The sequence below is a fragment of the Streptomyces sp. NPDC001668 genome (assembly GCF_042893155.1).
Classification (GTDB): domain Bacteria; phylum Actinomycetota; class Actinomycetes; order Streptomycetales; family Streptomycetaceae; genus Streptomyces.
Map to the genome: position 1 here is coordinate 394,878 of NZ_JBIAUQ010000007.1, position 15,635 is coordinate 410,512.

Below are 15,635 nucleotides of genomic sequence, written 5' to 3' on the forward strand. Positions count from 1 at the left end.
GGAGAGTGAAAGAGGACTGAACCCTTCCTCACGGCGCGGGAAACCTCCGCTCGTTGCGGTCGATCTTCGCGTCCAGCGCGGCCAGCGGGTCGACGCCGAGCACCTCGCACAGCTGGAGCAGATACGCGAGCACGTCGGCGATCTCGTCCGTGACGCGGTGCGCGGTGTCGGGGTCGTGCATGACCCGCGCCGACTCCTCGGGCGTCAACCACTGGAAGATCTCGACCAGTTCGGAGGCCTCCACACTGAGCGCGGCGACGAGGTTCTTGGGGGTGTGGTACGGCTGCCAGTCGCGCGCCGCCGCGAAGTCGGCCAGCCGGCGCTGCAGTCCCGCCACGTCGAGAGGTTCTGTCACGGCTCCAGGTGTACCACCGTGGCCCCGTCCACCCCGGCGGCCCACGAGGCGTCGCTCACCGCGCCGACGAGCCGGATGTGCCCGCGCTCGCACATCCGCAGGGCCAGCCGCAGCAGTTCGTCCCGCTGCCGTGGGTCCAGGCTCCGGTCGAGGTTGTCGGCGAGGACGGTGAGCGTCTGCATCGCGGCGGGCACCTCGCCGGCCGGGTCGACCTCCAGCACCCCGGGCCCGGTGAGCAGCACCAGGGCGAGGGCGAGGTACCTCAGCTCGCCGTCGCCGAGTCGCCCGAGCTGCGTGCGGCTGCCGTCCCCGCGGTCGAGCAGGGCGCGGACCGTCCCGGTGGGCAGGGTTTCGGCGAGCACGTCGGCGACGGGCCCCGCGCATCCGGCGCGCACCGCGGCGACGAGCTGCGCGTGGCGTCGGCCGCACTCCGCGCGGGTGCGCCACAGGACGTCGGCGAGGTTGTCGCAGCCGCCGAGGAGTCGTCCGGTACCGGTGGGGACGGGCAGGCGCATGCGTCCGGGCCGCGGATCGCAGCCGAAGACGGAGCGCAGGGCGACGACCATCTGCTCGGCGGCGGCCAGGACGCGCCGCTGTCCGTCCGTCTTGCCGGCCACGCGCAACGGCAGCAGAGCGGTGCCGAGTTGGTCGTCGGGCAGGGGGGCGCGGGTGACCGGCGCCGTGCCGGCCGTGTGCCAGGCGGCCTGTACGGCCCGGCGGGAGGGGTCGCGCAGGGCGGTCTCCAGCAGGACGAGGCCGCCGGAGGTCAACCGCTCTCCCACGACGCGCAGTTCGGGCTCGGCCTGGACGGCGATGTCGAGCCGGACCGGTCCCTCGGGGCCGTCGGCCGTGCAGCCGATCCGGAAGCCGCGGCGGCGCTGTGCGTCGGGGCGGGCGCGGTCGGGGACGCAGGAGGAGGGGTGAGGGAACACCTCGCCGAGGGCCGCGCCGGCACCGAGCCGGGCGAGCGCCTCGTAGGCCCGCAGGGCGCTGGTCTTGCCGCTCCCGCTGGGCCCGGCGAACAGGGTCAGCGGGCCGAGCGGTAACCGGGCCCGACGGTGCACGGCGTACGCGGACAGTCGTAGCTCGGTGAGACAGGGCCGGTCGGGACAGCGTTCACCGCCCTGCACGAGCTCCGCGCGCGGAGGCGCCGACTGAGCGGGGACGACAGCAGATGTGGGGGGTACACGCATATCCGGACCGTAGGACTCCGCCAGCGGCCGAACCGTTCCTGCCCGCGGGCCTTCCTACGAACGAGCGAACGGCACCCCCGCCGAACCTGACGCCCACCCGCACGGGCCTGCTCGCGCACCGCCCGCGACGGGCCCGCTCTCCCACCGACGACCAGGAGCCGGCCCCCGGGCTAAACCCCCGGCACCCCCACCCCCTCCATCAGCCCCGTCACCTCGGTCCCCGCCGGGGTCAGCAGGAAGACGTTGCGGTCCACGCGGTGCATCCCGCTGGCCAGGCCGAACACGACACCCGTGCTGAAGTCGAGGACGCGCTTGGCGACCTCCGTCTCCGCGCCGGTGAGGTCGAGCAGGACGGGGACGCCCGCCATCAGGGTCTCGGCGACCTCGCGGGCGTCCGCGAAGACGTTGATCCGCAGGACGACGAAACGGCGCCGGGCCTCGGTCTCCGCCTCCGGCACGGACCGGTGGTCGACCGCGGACGGCCACGCGTCCCGGCCTCGCAACGGAACGACCTGGGCGAGCCCCTCCCACTGTTCATCGGTGACGTCGTACCTGTTCACCGGCTCCCCCCGATCCGACTCGCCTTCGATGCCTGCACCAGCCAATTCTTACGCCAAGTCACCCGTTCGGCCCAACAGCGACACGGTCCGCGACGGACTCGGCGGACACATCACGTCATCCCCCACCGTGACGAAAGGGTCTTACCCCCCTCACACCGGACTCTTGGCCTCCGTCGCCACCTCGCTCACCGGGTCCCATTAGCGTCCGATGCCGTGCTCCTGGCAGATACTCAGCTGTCGGCACCCGGCCGGCCCACCCAGCCGGCGGTGTCCACCGCCCCGGAAACCCCCACGCAGTGGCATCGCGTCCTGACGCTGCTCGCGGACGTCAGCCTCTTCATCGGCACGCGCGAGGTGTGGACCCAGGCGGCCACCCACCGGCCGGCCGTGGCCGCGGTCATCTCGGTCTGCTACGCGTCGATCCTCGTCTGCGGCGTCCTCGCGCTGGTGGTGCGCGGCCGGCGTTCCCTCGCGCGCGTGGACCTGTGCGTGCTGGTGACCGGTCTGACGCTCGCTCTGTGCGCTTTCGTCCTGTTCCACCGCGGCTCCGACGAGTCCGTCCTCACCGCCCAGGCGGCGCGCGACCTGGTGGCCGGACACGGGATCTACGGCAACCCCTGGCCCTGGCTCTTCGGCGGCAACGGCATCGCGCTGACCCCGACGGTCACGGGCGGCTACGACTACACGTACGGCTATCCCCCGCTGGCCCCGCTGCTGACCGCTCCCCTGCTGTGGCTCGGCCACGGCGGGCTGCCGGCCATAGCGATGAGCACGGGCGCGCTGCTCGTCGGCACGGTCGTGCTGTGGTGGCTGCTGCCCACGCCCTGGCGGCCGGCGGCGACCATGGCGTGCCTGGGGTTCTCGATGATCACGATGTACGGCCGTCTCGGCTACCCGGCGATCCTGGCGCTGGCCCTGCTGGTGCCGGTGGTGGTGCGCTGGCCCCGGATCGGCCGGGGCGGGCGGCTGGGGCCGGCCGGGATCGCGCAGGCGGCCTTGCTGGGCGCGGCGTGCGCGGCACAGCAACTGCCGTGGTTCCTCGCGCCGTTCCTGCTCGCCGGGATCTACGCGGTACGGCGCGGGGAGCTCGGGGCGCGGGCGGCGGGGCTGCTGGTGCTGCGGCTCGCCGGGGTCGCCGCCACCGTATGGCTGCTGATCAACGCGTACTTCGTGGTGAGCCAGCCGGTGGCGTGGCTGAAGGGGATCGCGCTGCCGCTGATCCAGGGCGCGGTGCTGCACGGCCAGGGGCTGGTGGGGGTGTCGCTGTATCTCACGAACGGCAGTGACCGGCTCGACTGGTACGGGTACGCGAGTCTGCTGCTGCTCGCCGGTCTGCTGGCGCTGTTCGTGCTGTTCGTGCGGCGGCTGGGTCCTGCGGCGACGGTGCTGCCGTGGCTGGCGTTCTGGCTGGCGACGCGTTCGCAGGACGGCTACTACCTGATGATGACCCCGCTGTGGCTGGCGGCGGCGGTCACCGCGCCCGCCTCGGAGTTCGCGGGGGCCTGGCAGCCGTTCGCGCGCGGGCTCGCCGGTCCGCGCCGGCAGCCGGCGCGGATCGCCGCCGCCGTGCTGCTGCTGAGCCCGGCGCCGGCGAGCGCGGTGCTGGCGGCCACCGGCTCACCTCCGTTGCAGATGCGGGTCACGGCCGTGCGCCACGACGTCCGCGCGCTCTCCCGGCTGACCCTGCGGGTCACCAACACCGGCGACGACGCACTCACCCCGCACTTCACGCTGACCCGCGGGCAGGGCATGTACCCGTACTTCTCGGTGCTGCGCGGGCCTGCCACGCTGCCCGCGCACACGACGGCGACGTACGAGCTGCGGCCGCCCGGGGGGACGTACGCCCTGCCGCACCGGCATCAGCAGGTCCGGCTGCGGGTCTTCACGTCGTCGCCGCAGACGCTGTCGAGCGCCTGGATCACGCTGCCGACCGCTTGAAGCGGAGCGAGGCGGTGACCGTGGTCAGGCCGCGGATCATGCCCAGCTGGTTCCCGTCCAGGCCGAAGTGCTCGCGGTCCACCGAGAACTCGGCGTTCAGGGTGACCGCGTCGGCGCTCACGTCGGCGAGCCGCGCGGTGAAGGACTGGGGGCGGCTGATGCCACGCGCGGTGAGCTGACCGATCACGTGCACCTGGTCGCCGTCGCGCAGCTCGGCGCTGCGCACCGCGAAGGTGATCTCGGGGTGGTTCTCGACGTCGAAGAAGCCGGAGCCCCGCAGGTGTTCGTCGCGCTTGGCGTGCTTGGTGTCCAGGGAGGCGGCGTCGAGGGTCACGGTGCCGACGGCGGACCCGTCGGCCCGCACCTCGCCCTGACCGTCCACGGTGGCGAAGGCGCCCTTGACCGTGACCAGGCCCCACAGCGTCTTGTGCTTGAGCGCGACGGTGGTGGCGGTCCGGTCGAGCTGCCAGGTTCCGGTTTCGACGGCGACGGTCATGATCCCTCACTTATGTAGTCCAAATTTGAATGACAGCACGCTAGCTCATTCTCCAAATTTGAACAACAGCTACACTCGAAGCATGGCCGATGCATCCGAATGTCCCGCCGCGTCCAGCAGGCTCCTGCCCCCTGAGCTGCACGCCTGGATGCTGATGCTGGCCGCGACGGGAGCCGTCGAGCAGGAGCTGCGGTCCGTCGTCAAAGAACGGCTGGACGTCTCGCACGACGAGTTCCTGGTCCTGTGCCTGCTCGCCGCGGACCCCGGTCAGGCCCTGCGCATGACGCGGATCGCCGAACTGCTGGGCCGCCCGAAGACCCGCCTCACCTACCAGATCGCCTGCCTCCAGCACGCGGGTCTGGTCACCCGCAGGTCGGTCTGCGGCGACAAGCGGGGCGTCGAGGTCGCCCTGACCGAGAAGGCCCGGGGGCTGCTGAAGGAGGCCTCCGGGGTGCTCGCCGAGACGGTCAAGGAGGCCCTCGGGCGCTTCATGGGGCCCGCACAGCGCCAGGCACTGTGCGCGCTGATGCCCGACTTCGCCACGGAGGCGGCCCCGGAGTAGTCACCGGTGCGGTCGCGGGTACCCGGCCGGTGCCCGCGCCGACACCGAAGGAGGGGTACATGGCAACCTCCGACCTGCCCGTTCCTGTCGTACGACGGCCCGCCGCACCCCCACCGGACACGGCGGCCCTGGAGCGCGCCCTGCGCAGGCGCGTCGACGGCGAGGTCCGCTTCGACGCCGGAAGCCGGGCCGCCTACTCGACCGACGCCTCGAACTTCCGCCAGACCCCGATCGGCGTGGTCGTGCCCCGCACCCCCGAGGCGGCCGCGGAGGCGCTGGCCGTGGCCCGTGAGCACGACGCGCCGGTGCTGTCCCGGGGCGGCGGGACCAGCCTCGCCGGGCAGTGCACCAACACCGCCGTGGTGATCGACTGGTCGAAGTACTGCACCCGCGTCGAGTCCGTGGCCGAGGACGCCCGCACCTGTGTCGTCCAGCCGGGCATCGTGCTCGACGAACTCAACCGTCAACTCGCCCCGACGGGGCTGCGGTTCGGCCCCGAGCCCGCCACCCACGCCAACTGCACCATCGGCGGGATGATCGGCAACAACTCCTGCGGGGCCACCGCGCAGGCGTACGGCAAGGTCGTCGACAACATCGCCCGCCTGGAAGTGCAGTTGTACGACGGCACCCGGTTCTGGTGCGGGCGGACCAGCGACGAGGAGTACGCCGGGATCGAGCGGCACGGCGACCTGCGGGCCTCCCTGTACCGGCAGTTGCGCGCCCTGCGCGACACCTGCGCCGACGAGATCCGCGCCCGCTTCCCGGACATCCCGCGCCGGGTCTCCGGCTACAACCTCGACTCCCTGCTCCCGGAACACGGCTTCGACGTCGCCGGGCTGCTGGTCGGCAGCGAGTCGACGCTGGTCACGGTGTTGCGCGCGGAACTGGAACTGGTGCCGGTGGTCAAGGAGCGCACCCTGGTCGTCCTCGGGTTCCCCGACATCGAGTCGGCCGCCGACGCCGTACCGACGATCCTGCCGTACGAGCCGATCGCGCTGGAGGGCCTCGACTCACGGCTGCTGAAGGACGAGCGGATCAAGCACCTCAACCCGAAGGCCCGCGCCGAACTCCCCGAGGGGAACGCCTTCTTGATGGTGCAGTTCGGCGCGGACACGGTTCAGGAGGCCGACGAGGACGCCCACCGCATGCTCGACGGCCTGCACGAGTCCGAGCACGACCCCGACGTCGCCTTCCTCGACGACCCGTCCCACGAGCAGGAGTTGTGGCAGGTCCGTGAGGCCGGGCTCGGCGCCACCGCGCACATCCCCGGCCGCCCCGACACCTTCGAGGGCTGGGAGGACTCCGCGGTCCCGCCCGAACGGCTCGGCGACTACCTGCGCCGGCTCAAGCGCCTGTACGACGAGTTCGGCTACCTGAGCGACACCGGACCCAGCCTCTACGGCCACTTCGGGCACGGCTGTGTGCACACCCGGATTCCCTTCGACCTGTACTCCGCCGACGGGGTGGCCGCCTACCGGCGGTTCATGGAGCGGGCGGCCGACCTGGTCGTCGAGTTCGGCGGCTCCCTGTCCGGCGAGCACGGCGACGGGCAGAGCCGGGGCGAGCTGCTGCCCCGCATGTTCGGGGAGCGGCTGGTCACCGCCTTCGGTCAGGTGAAGGCCCTGTTCGACCCGCTCGACCGGATGAACCCCGGGAAGGTCGTGGCGCCGTACGGGCTCGACGAGAACCTGCGCCTCGGCGCTGACTGGGCGCCGTACGACCCCAGGGACCTGCACTTCCGCTTCCCGCACGACGGCGGGTCCTTCGCCCAGGCCGCCAACCGCTGTGTGGGCGTGGGGAAATGCCGTCAGCACACCACCGAGGGCGGCGCCGTGATGTGCCCGTCGTACCAGGTCACGCACGAGGAGGAGCACTCCACGCGCGGGCGGGCAAGGCTGCTGTTCGAGATGCTCGACGGCCACCGGGACAGCGCGGTCCAGGGCGGCTGGCGGTCCGAGGCGGTCCGGGACGCGCTCGACCTGTGTCTGGCCTGCAAGGGCTGCAAGAAGGACTGTCCTGCGGACGTCGACATGGCCACGTACAAGGCGGAGTTCCTCTCCCACCACTACGAGGGCCGCTGGTGGCGCAGGCCCCGCGCACACCTCTCCATGGGCTGGCTGCCCGCCGTGGCGCAGCTCGTCGGACGCACCCGAATCGGGCCCGTGGTCAACGCGTTGACCCACACCCCGCCGCTGTCCAGGGCGGCCGTGGCGGTCGCCGGCGTGGAGAACCGTGAGGTCCCGCTGTTCGCCGGGGAGACGCTCCAGCAGTGGTTCGCACGGCACGAGCCGTACGGCGACGGGGCGCGCGGCAGCGTCCTGCTGTGGCCGGACACCTTCACCAACCACTTCCACCCGCACGTCGGACAGGCCGCCGTGACCCTCATGGAGCACGCGGGCTGGCGGGTCGTGCTGCCCGAGGAGCCGCTGTGCTGCGGGCTGACCTGGATCTCGACGGGACAACTCGGTACGGCAGAGCGGGTGTTGGGCCGGACCGTGCGCAGGCTCGCCGAGCATGTGCGGGCGGGCGGTCTGGTGGTCGGCCTGGAGCCCAGCTGCACGGCCGTGTTCCGCTCGGACGCACCCGAACTGTTCCCCACCGACCAGGACGTACGGCGGCTGCGCGACCGGACGGTCACGCTCGCCGAACTGCTCACCGAACACTCCCCCGGCTACGAACCCCCGCACGTCCCGGAGTGCTCCGCGAAGGCCCTCGCCCAGGTCCACTGCCACCAGCACGCGGTGCTGGACTGGCAGGCCGACCAGAAGCTCCTGCACCGCGCCGGCGTCGACGCCGAACGACTCGACTCCGGCTGCTGCGGCCTCGCGGGCAACTTCGGCTTCGAACCGGGTCACCTGGAGGTCAGCGAGGCGTGCGCGGAGCGCGTCCTGCTCCCCCGTCTGCGCGAGGAGCCTCCCGAGACGGTGGTCCTCGCCGACGGCTTCAGCTGCCGCACCCAGATCCACGAGTTCGACAGCGCCGGCCACGAGGCGGTGCACCTGGCGGAACTGCTGGCGAGCGCGCTGCCGGGGGCACCGGGCAGCGCGTACGGGGTGGCGCCGGGGGCGCGGCCGGCTCCGCCGAGCCGGAGGGCGAGGGCACTGGCCCTGACGGGAGCAGGCTTGGCGGGCCTGGTGGTCGCGGTGGCAGGGGCCCGGTTCCTCCGGAACAGGCAGTGACGGTATGGCTTTTAGGGGGCGGGGCTGTATCGAGTGTGCGGCTACCGCCGCGTGGGCGCGGCCAGCCACAACGCGCCCGCACCCGCCCACGGACCTCAGCCCACCAGTTCCATCAGCGCCGCCCTGGCCCGCGCCACGCGAGACCGCACCGTCCCCACCGGACACCCGCTCACCGCAGCCGCCTCCTCGTACGACAACCCCAGCAGCTGCGTGAGCACGAACGCCTCCCGCCGCTCGTCGGGCAACGCCCCCAACAGGTCGGCCAGCACTATCCCGTCGTCGAAGCCGGGCACGCCCCGCGGCTGAGCCCGTTCGGCCGCGTCCTGCCAGTCCGGACCGTCGTACCGGCGGGGCCGGGCCGCCGCGTGCCGGAAACCGTCGATCACCGCGCGCCGGGCGATGGACAGCAGCCAGGCCCGCGCCGAGGACCGCCCCTCGAAGCGGTGCAGACTGCCGAGCGCCCGCAGGAACGTGTCCTGGGCGAGGTCGTCCACGGCCTGGGGGTCGGCGCACAGGTGGGAGACATAGCGCAGCACGTCACGGTGCAGGGCGCGCACGAAGTGGTCCACGGCGTCGACGTCACCGGCGCGGGCGGCGAGCGCCCAGGCGGTGGCGGAGGCGTCGGCGGACTCCCGTCGAGCGCGGGGGTCGGCCGAGGTGGGCGGGGCGGAAGCGATCACGGGATGTCCTTCTCGGGTCAGCCGGAATCCGGCCCGCGCCGGCACACAGGGGGTGCACGGCGGTCCGGTGAGGGAAGTCGGCCGTACAGCACCGCAGAGGGCGTACGACCGGGCCCGAGGCGCACAGGGGCGGCCTCGGGGCGACGGCTGTCGTCAGGCGACAGCCGTCCCCAGAGGCGGACCGCGATGGGTGATCGCGTGGACGAGAAGGACCAGCCGCGGCGCCCGCTCGGAGCGGGCGCGGCGCACCCGCACCCGCGGGCGGTGCGGGGTCGCGGGCAGGGCGGACAGCAGCAGCCTCAGCGGGGCGACCAGCCATCCGGCCACGGCCCGCAGGATGCGGAAGGCCGCCCGCTCGCCGTACGCCAGCCAGAGGCCGGTGAGGAGCGCGGCGAGCAGGTGGGCGGCGTACATGCCGAACGGCAGCAGGAAGGCGAGGGCGTCGACACCCGACGAACTCCCCATCTGGGCCGTGTCCATGGGGTCCATGGCGTCCATGCCGCTCGTGTGCATGAGCCCCATGTGCATTCCGCCCATGTCCTGCGCTGCCGGAGTGGATTGCGCGAGGGAGAACGCCGAGTGGAGGGCTGTCTGGGCTGCGACCACGACGGCCACGATCAGCGGCAGCCCGCGTTCACGGCCGGCCAGACACCAGCCCGCGCACCCGGTCACGACCAGGCCCGCGGCCAGTGTCCAGCCCGGCACGGGGGTACCCGACATGAGGACGTGGCCCAGGGCGGCGAGCAGCACACAGACGGCCGCGAACACCGCGGCCCGTACTGTGCGGGCGCACCACCCAGCTGTCATGGCTCCTCATCCTTCCATCCGGGCACCGGAGGTCACCTGTGGGTACGGAAACCCGCAGGTTCCCGCTCACCGCGCACGGCGGCTCCGTACGACGCCGAAGGCGCCGGCCGCGAGGCCCAGCACGCCCACGACCAGCCCCGCGACGCCGAGTCCGCGGGCGGTGGAGTCGCTCGCGGAGGCCTTGGAGGTGGCCGCCGGCGTCCCCACGGCGGCCGAGGTGCCGGCGGCCGAGGTCAGCTTCAGGACCGGCGCCGGGTTCTCCGGCTCCTCGTCCCCCTGGGAGGCCGCCTCGATCCAGCGGACGACCTTTCCGTCGGAGTAGGTCTGGAGGGTCTTGAAGGTCAGCCGGTCGGTGTCGTCGGGCAGTTGGCCGAAGGCGACATCGAAGTCCTCGTAGTGGCCGGGGCCGGTCTTCCCGCCGGTCCAGGTGATCTCGGAGACCGCGTCGGTGATCGTGCCGTCGTCCGTCTTGACCGGTGTCTTGAGCCTGGTGTCGGTGACCTTGGCCGTCCAGCCGTCGTGCGGGGAGACGAGCACGCCGAGCAGGGGGTGGTCGGTGGGCAGGAACAGCTGGACCTCGGTGGTGCTCGCGGCGTCGCTCTCGTCCGGGACCCGGAAGCTCAGGACGCCGTCGGTGGCGCCCTTGGCGTAGCTGTCGGGGTGCACGGTGACATGCGCGGAGGCGACACCGGCAGCGGCGAGGACCGCGGTGGCGGCGAGGGCGGTGCAGAGGCCGGCTCGGCGCAGGGAGGTGCGGGGCAGAGACATGTGTGCTGAGGACATGGGTGAGGGATCTCCGTACTGACAGAAAAGGGGTGAAGGGGTCAGATCGTGTACGGGATCGTCGTGGGCGGTCCGCGCCGGTGGACCGTGTGGCGGAGCAGGAGGGGGCGGGGGGTGCGCGGGCCCTCGACGGGCGGGCGCACGGGATCCGGGGCGACCGGTTCGCCGTACCCCTGCCACCAGGCCGCGAGGCCGGGCACGAGGGCGACGGCCCGGCGCAGGAGGGACCACAGGGCCGCCTCGCCGCGCCGCAGCCACCATGTCAGCAGGAGGGCCGCCGAGAGGTGGGCGGCGGTGGCGTGCGGGGTGAGGGCGTGGACGTGGGTGTGGGTCATGCGCATGCCGTGCATGACCATCACGGTGTGCGGACGGGCCGCCCCGAAGACCGTGTGCAGTCCGCCCTGGGAGGTGAGGGTCGCCCCGCCGATGGCCCCGAGGGACCGCTCCCGGCCGGCGAGCAGCCACCCGGCCGCGAACACCGGCACGAACCCGGCCACCTGCGTCCACACCGGGGGTGCCATGCCGGTCGCCAGGGTGTGGCCCCCGGTGGCCAGCAGCACGCAGAGCGCGGCGAACACCGCCGCGCGCAGGCTCCGGACCGCAGGGGACGCCCTCATGGCGACCGATACTCCCACGTGTGGCCGGGGCCCGGCCCATGGGTTCCATCAGTAGATGTCACGCACATAGCGCTTCTCGGTGGCGAGTTGCTTCACATAGGCCGCCGCGCCCGCCTCGTCCAGGCCGCCGTGGAGGACGGCGATGTCCCTGAGCGCCCGGTCGACGTCCTTCGCCATGCGGGAGGCGTCGCCGCACACGTAGAAGTGGGCGCCGTCCTGGAGCCAGGACCACAGCAGCGGCCCGTGCTCGCGCATCCGGTCCTGGACGTAGACCTTGGCGCGCTGGTCGCGGGAGAAGGCGGTGTCCAGACGGGCGAGGGTGCCGTCCGCGAGGAAGCCGGTCAGCTCCTCCTCGTAGTAGAAGTCGGTCGCCCTGTGCTGTTCGCCGAAGAACAGCCAGTTCGGGCCCCGGTGGCCGAGAGCCCGGCGCTGCTCCAGGAAGCCGACGAAGGGCGCGACACCGGTTCCGGGGCCGACCATGACCATGGGCGTGGCGGAGTCGGCCGGCGGGCGGAAGTGCGGGGAGCGCTGGACGTGGACGGGCACCGGGGTGTCCGCGGGGGCGTCGGCCAGGAAGGGTGAGCAGACGCCCTGGCGGGGCCTGCCGTGCAGGTTCTCGTAGCGCACGACGGAGACGGTCAGCGAGACCAGGTGCGGGTCGGTCAGCGGACTGGACGATATGGAGTACAGGCGCGGCTGGAGACGTCCGAGCGTCTGCACCCAGTCCTGCGGGGCGGCCTGCACGGCGTACTCCGTGATCACGTCCACGGCCTGGCGGCCCCAGCCCCACTTGGCGAGCTCGTCCTTGTTGTCCGGGCGCAGGAGCTTCTTCAACTCCCTTGGGTCCCGGGTGCGTTCGGCGACGAACCGAAGCAGGCCCGGGGTGATCCTGGTGATGTCGAGGTGGCGCAGGAACGCCTCTGCGAGCGGTACCTCGCCCACGCCGTTCACGTCCACCACGGCTCCGGCGTCCAGACCGGTGACCGCGAGCCACTCCTCGACCAGGTCGGCCGAGTTGAGCGGCCGGATACCGAGGGCGTCGCCCGCCTCGTACAGCAGCGGGCGCTCGCCGTCCCTGGTGTCGAAGGTGAACCTGCGGACCTCCTTGCCGGCACCTGGCAGGCTCAGGAGGCGGTTGCCGGTGAGGCGGGCGAGGACGGGGGCGGGCTTCTTGGGGCGGGCCAGGGCGGTAGGGGCGGCAGGGGCGGTGGGACGGACCGGGGCTCCCGACGGAGTGAGGGCGGGTGCCGGCTGGAACAGGGCCGGCGCCTGCTGGACCCCGACGGGCGCCGACCACGCCTCGATGGGCGCCGACTGGGCTGCGGCGGGGGCCACTTGGACGACCCCGGACACCTGATTCCCCGCGCCGTCGCCGGAGCCCGGCTGGTCGGACAGTGCCGTCAGAACCTGGTCCAGCCACCCGTGCGCCGCGTCCTCGAAGTCCGGCTCGCAGTCCGTGCGCGGGGCCAGCCGCAGCGCGCCCAGTTCGTCGAGGCGCTGGTCGAGACGGCGGCCGTGCCCGCAGAAGTCGTCGTACGACGAGTCGCCGAAGGCCAGCACCGCGTACCGCCTGCCCTCCAGACGAGGGGTGGCGGGATCGGCCAGGGTCTCCCAGAAGCCGCTGCCGTTGTCGGGGGCGTCGCCGTCGCCGAACGTGCTGGTGATGAGCAACAGGTCGGCGCCGGGCGGGAGTTCGCCCAGGTCGGCCTGGTCCATGCCGACCAGGGACGCGCTGTGGCCGACGGTGGCGAGCCGCTCGGCGGTGGCGGCGGCGAACTCCTCGGCGTTGCCGGTCTGCGAGGCCCACAGGATGACGACCTCGCGGCGCAGGAGGCTCACCGAGGACTGTGTGAGCGAGCGCTGTGTGAGCGAAGGCTGTGTGCTCGTCGCCCGGGAGTACATCCCGGCGAGTGTGCCGTTCACCCACAGAGCGTGTTCGGGGCTGAAGGGCGCGTCGGGCGGCAGCACCGGCACCCCGGGCGCACCGGCGGGAATCCCGGCGAGGAACCCGACCAGGTACTGCCGTTCCTGAGCGGTGAGGACGGGCGGCGGGACGGGGTCGAGACCGAAGACCGACGCGGCCGCCTCCACGGAGGCCACGGGCGCGACCTCGGCGACCTCCGGCACGGCCGGCACAGCCTCCACGGCGGCCGCAGCCGCCGGAGTCCGCACGGTCACCGGCGTGGGCACCTTGGTCAGCGACACCGCGCACACCTTGAACTCCGGCTGGAACGACAGCGGATCCACCGCGTCGCTCGTCACCGCGTTGACGCTCAGGTACTCCCCGAACAGGTCGTTCCAGTGGAAGGGCGCGAAGCAGCACCCCGGCCGCACCCGGTCCGTCACGACGGCGGGCAGCACGGCCCGGCCACGCCGGGAGGCCACCTCGACGGAGTCACCGTCGACCACGCCGAGCGCCGACGCGTCCTCGGGATGCAGTTCCACGAAGGGCCCGGGGTTCAGCTTGTTCAGCTTCGCCACCTTCGCCGTCTTGGTCAGCGTGTGCCACTGGTGCTGGAGCCGCCCGGTGTTCAGGACGAAGGGGTAGTCGTCGTCCGGCATCTCGGCCGGCGGGATGTGCGGGCGGGCATGGAAGACACCACGCCCGCTCGCCGTGGGGAACTTCAGCGACCCGTCCTCCCCCACGTACCGGATCGGGTTGCGGTCGGGCCCGTCCGCCGTCGCCGCGGGCCACTGCACGGGCGTCTCGCGCAGCCGCTCGTAGGAGACCCCGCGCAGGTCCCATCCCGTCTTCGGGTTCCAGGCCCGCTTGATCTCCTCGAAGACCTCCTCCGCGCTGTCGTACGAGAACCCCTTCTCGTACCCCATCGCGCACGCGACGGCCGCGATGATCCGCCAGTCCGCCATCGCCTCGCCGGGCGGGTCGGCCACCGCCGGGGTCAGCGTGAGGTTGCGCTCGCTGTTGACGAAGACGCCCTCGCCCTCCGTCCACAGGGCGCCCGGGAGCACGACGTCGGCGTACGCGTTGGTCTCGGTGTCCGCGAAGACGTCCTGGGTGACGACGAACTCGGCGGCCTCCAGGCCCTCGATGACGGTACGGCGGCCCGCGACGGAGGCGACCGGGTTGGTGCAGATGATCCAGCAGGCCTTGATCTCGCCGTCGGCCATCTTCTGGAACATCTCCACGGTGCCCTTGCCGACGCCGTCGGCGCGCAGGGTGTCCGGGGGCAGCTCCCAGAGCTCCTCCATGAAGGCCCGCTCCTCGTCGACGAGGACGGAGCGCTGGCCGGGCAGGCCGGGGCCCATGTAGCCCATCTCGCGGCCGCCCATGGCGTTGGGCTGGCCGGTGAGGGAGAAGGGGCCGCTGCCGGGGCGGCAGATGGCGCCCGTGGCGAGGTGGAGGTTGACCAGGGCGTTGGTGTTCCAGGTGCCGTGGGTGGACTGGTTGAGCCCCATGGTCCACAGGCTCATCCACTCACCGGCCTCGCCGATCAGCCGCGCCGCCTCCCGGATGTCCTCCTCGGCGAGGCCCGTCATCTCGGCCACCGCGGCGGGCGGGTAGTCGGCGAGGAAATGCGGCATCGCCTCCCAGCCCTCGGTGTGGGCGGCGATGAAGTCGGGGTCGGTGTGGCCCTCGGCGTGCAGCAGGTGCAGCAGGCCGTTCAGCAGCGCGAGGTCGGCGCCGGGCTTGATCTGGAGGAACAGGTCCGCCTTCGCGGCCGTGGCGGTGCGCCGCGGGTCCACGACGATCACCTTGGCGCCCGCCGACTTCACCCGCTCCATCATCCTGAGGAACAGGATCGGATGGCAGTCGGCCATGTTGGAGCCGATGACGAAGAAGAGGTCGGCCTTCTCGAAGTCCTGGTACGAGCCGGGCGGCCCGTCCGCGCCGAGCGACAGCTTGTAGCCGGTGCCGGCGCTGGCCATGCAGAGCCGGGAGTTCGACTCGATCTGGTTGGTGCGGAGGAACCCCTTGGCGAGCTTGTTCGCCAGGTACTGGGCCTCCAGGCTCATCTGTCCGGACACATAGAGCGAGACCGCGTCGGGGCCGTGCTCGTCGATGATCTCCCGCAGCCGCCGGGCCGTCTCGGTGATCGCCGTGCCGACGGCTTCCGGCACCGGCTCCTCGCCCCGCTCGGGCCGTACCAGGGCCGTGGTCAGCCGTCCGGGTGCGGCGAGCAGGTCGGCGGTGGTCGCGCCCTTGGTGCAGAGCTTGCCGAAGTTCGCGGGGTGCTCCTTGTCGCCGGACGCCTTCAGGACCGTACGCCGTCCGTCCGGGCCCATGCCGATGTCGAGGACCAGGCCGCAGCCCACACCGCAGTACGAGCAGACCGTCCGCACCACGGGCACTCCTCCAGACCTCAGCCGGTTCGATCTCCACCGACCGTACGAAACACCCATTACGCAGATGTCTCCCGAGCCGTTCATCAGGAGTTACACCGCCCGCACACCTCACAGGCGAGTCTTGTGAGCGGCTGCGGGGCCCGAACCGACGCGACACAGA

The 15,635-nt window shown here is 72.5% G+C and carries 12 protein-coding genes; 3 read left to right on the plus strand and 9 right to left on the minus strand.

Annotated features, from left to right (window positions below; translation table 11 throughout):
* Positions 1–28: 28 nt before the first annotated feature.
* From ACFYZ8_RS23675 to ACFYZ8_RS23685, 3 genes are all read right to left on the minus strand, one after another.
* Positions 29–355, minus strand: coding sequence for a nucleotide pyrophosphohydrolase (locus ACFYZ8_RS23675; RefSeq protein WP_359037124.1), 327 nt, complete (start codon positions 353–355; stop codon positions 29–31).
* Positions 352–1,548: an ATP-binding protein gene (locus ACFYZ8_RS23680; RefSeq protein WP_388537266.1), complete on the minus strand. Its 1,197-nt coding sequence runs from the start codon at positions 1,546–1,548 to the stop codon at positions 352–354. The genes ACFYZ8_RS23675 and ACFYZ8_RS23680 overlap by 4 nt, the downstream gene beginning before the upstream one ends.
* Before the next feature lie 170 nt (positions 1,549–1,718).
* A complete protein-coding gene (locus ACFYZ8_RS23685; protein ID WP_359037128.1) occupies positions 1,719–2,108 on the minus strand; it encodes a cell division protein SepF in 390 nt (129 codons plus the stop codon).
* A 213-nt stretch (positions 2,109–2,321) separates the two neighbouring features.
* On the opposite strand from ACFYZ8_RS23685, the gene ACFYZ8_RS23690 reads away from it, so the two are divergent.
* Positions 2,322–4,046 carry a hypothetical protein gene (locus ACFYZ8_RS23690; RefSeq protein ID WP_388537267.1) on the plus strand — a complete coding sequence of 575 codons (1,725 nt, stop codon included), beginning with the start codon at positions 2,322–2,324 and terminating at the stop codon, positions 4,044–4,046.
* Here ACFYZ8_RS23690 and ACFYZ8_RS23695 read toward each other — a convergent pair.
* Entirely contained in the window at positions 4,027–4,542 is a 516-nt protein-coding gene (locus ACFYZ8_RS23695; protein ID WP_388537269.1) for a YceI family protein, read from the minus strand. The two genes, ACFYZ8_RS23690 and ACFYZ8_RS23695, sit on opposite strands and share 20 nt — an antisense overlap.
* 82 nt (positions 4,543–4,624) lie before the next feature.
* Here ACFYZ8_RS23695 and ACFYZ8_RS23700 point away from each other — a divergent pair, with 82 nt between their 5' ends.
* Together ACFYZ8_RS23700 and ACFYZ8_RS23705 are read left to right on the plus strand one after the other, a co-directional pair.
* Complete coding sequence (locus ACFYZ8_RS23700; protein WP_359037132.1) at positions 4,625–5,104, plus strand: MarR family transcriptional regulator; 480 nt, start codon at positions 4,625–4,627, stop codon at positions 5,102–5,104.
* 59 nt (positions 5,105–5,163) lie between these two features.
* Positions 5,164–8,283, plus strand: coding sequence for an FAD-binding and (Fe-S)-binding domain-containing protein (locus tag ACFYZ8_RS23705; RefSeq protein ID WP_388537270.1), 3,120 nt, complete (start codon positions 5,164–5,166; stop codon positions 8,281–8,283).
* Between the two features lie 95 nt (positions 8,284–8,378).
* On the opposite strand, the gene ACFYZ8_RS23710 is transcribed toward ACFYZ8_RS23705, so the two are convergent.
* The 5 genes from ACFYZ8_RS23710 to ACFYZ8_RS23730 form a co-directional block, all read right to left on the minus strand.
* On the minus strand, positions 8,379–8,963 hold the full coding sequence (locus tag ACFYZ8_RS23710) for a sigma-70 family RNA polymerase sigma factor (RefSeq protein WP_359037136.1): 585 nt from the start codon (positions 8,961–8,963) through the stop codon (positions 8,379–8,381).
* A 153-nt stretch (positions 8,964–9,116) separates the two neighbouring features.
* Positions 9,117–9,770 (minus strand): hypothetical protein, encoded by a 654-nt coding sequence (locus ACFYZ8_RS23715; RefSeq protein WP_388537272.1) that lies wholly within the window; start codon positions 9,768–9,770, stop codon positions 9,117–9,119.
* A gap of 66 nt (positions 9,771–9,836) precedes the next feature.
* Positions 9,837–10,538 (minus strand): YcnI family protein, encoded by a 702-nt coding sequence (locus ACFYZ8_RS23720; RefSeq protein ID WP_388537373.1) that lies wholly within the window; start codon positions 10,536–10,538, stop codon positions 9,837–9,839.
* 56 nt (positions 10,539–10,594) lie between these two features.
* On the minus strand, positions 10,595–11,170 hold the full coding sequence (locus tag ACFYZ8_RS23725; protein WP_388537273.1) for a hypothetical protein: 576 nt from the start codon (positions 11,168–11,170) through the stop codon (positions 10,595–10,597).
* A 48-nt stretch (positions 11,171–11,218) separates the two neighbouring features.
* Positions 11,219–15,532, minus strand: coding sequence for a molybdopterin-dependent oxidoreductase (locus ACFYZ8_RS23730; protein ID WP_388537275.1), 4,314 nt, complete (start codon positions 15,530–15,532; stop codon positions 11,219–11,221).
* Positions 15,533–15,635: the final 103 nt, after the last annotated feature.

Coding starts and splice junctions, on each gene's coding strand:
- ACFYZ8_RS23680 (WP_388537266.1), bottom strand. CDS start 1,548: ATGCGTGTACCCCCCACATCTGCTGTCGTCCCCGCTCAGTCGGCGCCT.
- ACFYZ8_RS23695 (WP_388537269.1), bottom strand. CDS start 4,542: ATGACCGTCGCCGTCGAAACCGGAACCTGGCAGCTCGACCGGACCGCC.
- ACFYZ8_RS23700 (WP_359037132.1), top strand. CDS start 4,625: ATGGCCGATGCATCCGAATGTCCCGCCGCGTCCAGCAGGCTCCTGCCC.
- ACFYZ8_RS23705 (WP_388537270.1), top strand. CDS start 5,164: ATGGCAACCTCCGACCTGCCCGTTCCTGTCGTACGACGGCCCGCCGCA.
- ACFYZ8_RS23715 (WP_388537272.1), bottom strand. CDS start 9,770: ATGACAGCTGGGTGGTGCGCCCGCACAGTACGGGCCGCGGTGTTCGCG.
- ACFYZ8_RS23720 (WP_388537373.1), bottom strand. CDS start 10,538: ATGTCTCTGCCCCGCACCTCCCTGCGCCGAGCCGGCCTCTGCACCGCC.
- ACFYZ8_RS23725 (WP_388537273.1), bottom strand. CDS start 11,170: ATGAGGGCGTCCCCTGCGGTCCGGAGCCTGCGCGCGGCGGTGTTCGCC.
- ACFYZ8_RS23730 (WP_388537275.1), bottom strand. CDS start 15,532: ATGGGTGTTTCGTACGGTCGGTGGAGATCGAACCGGCTGAGGTCTGGA.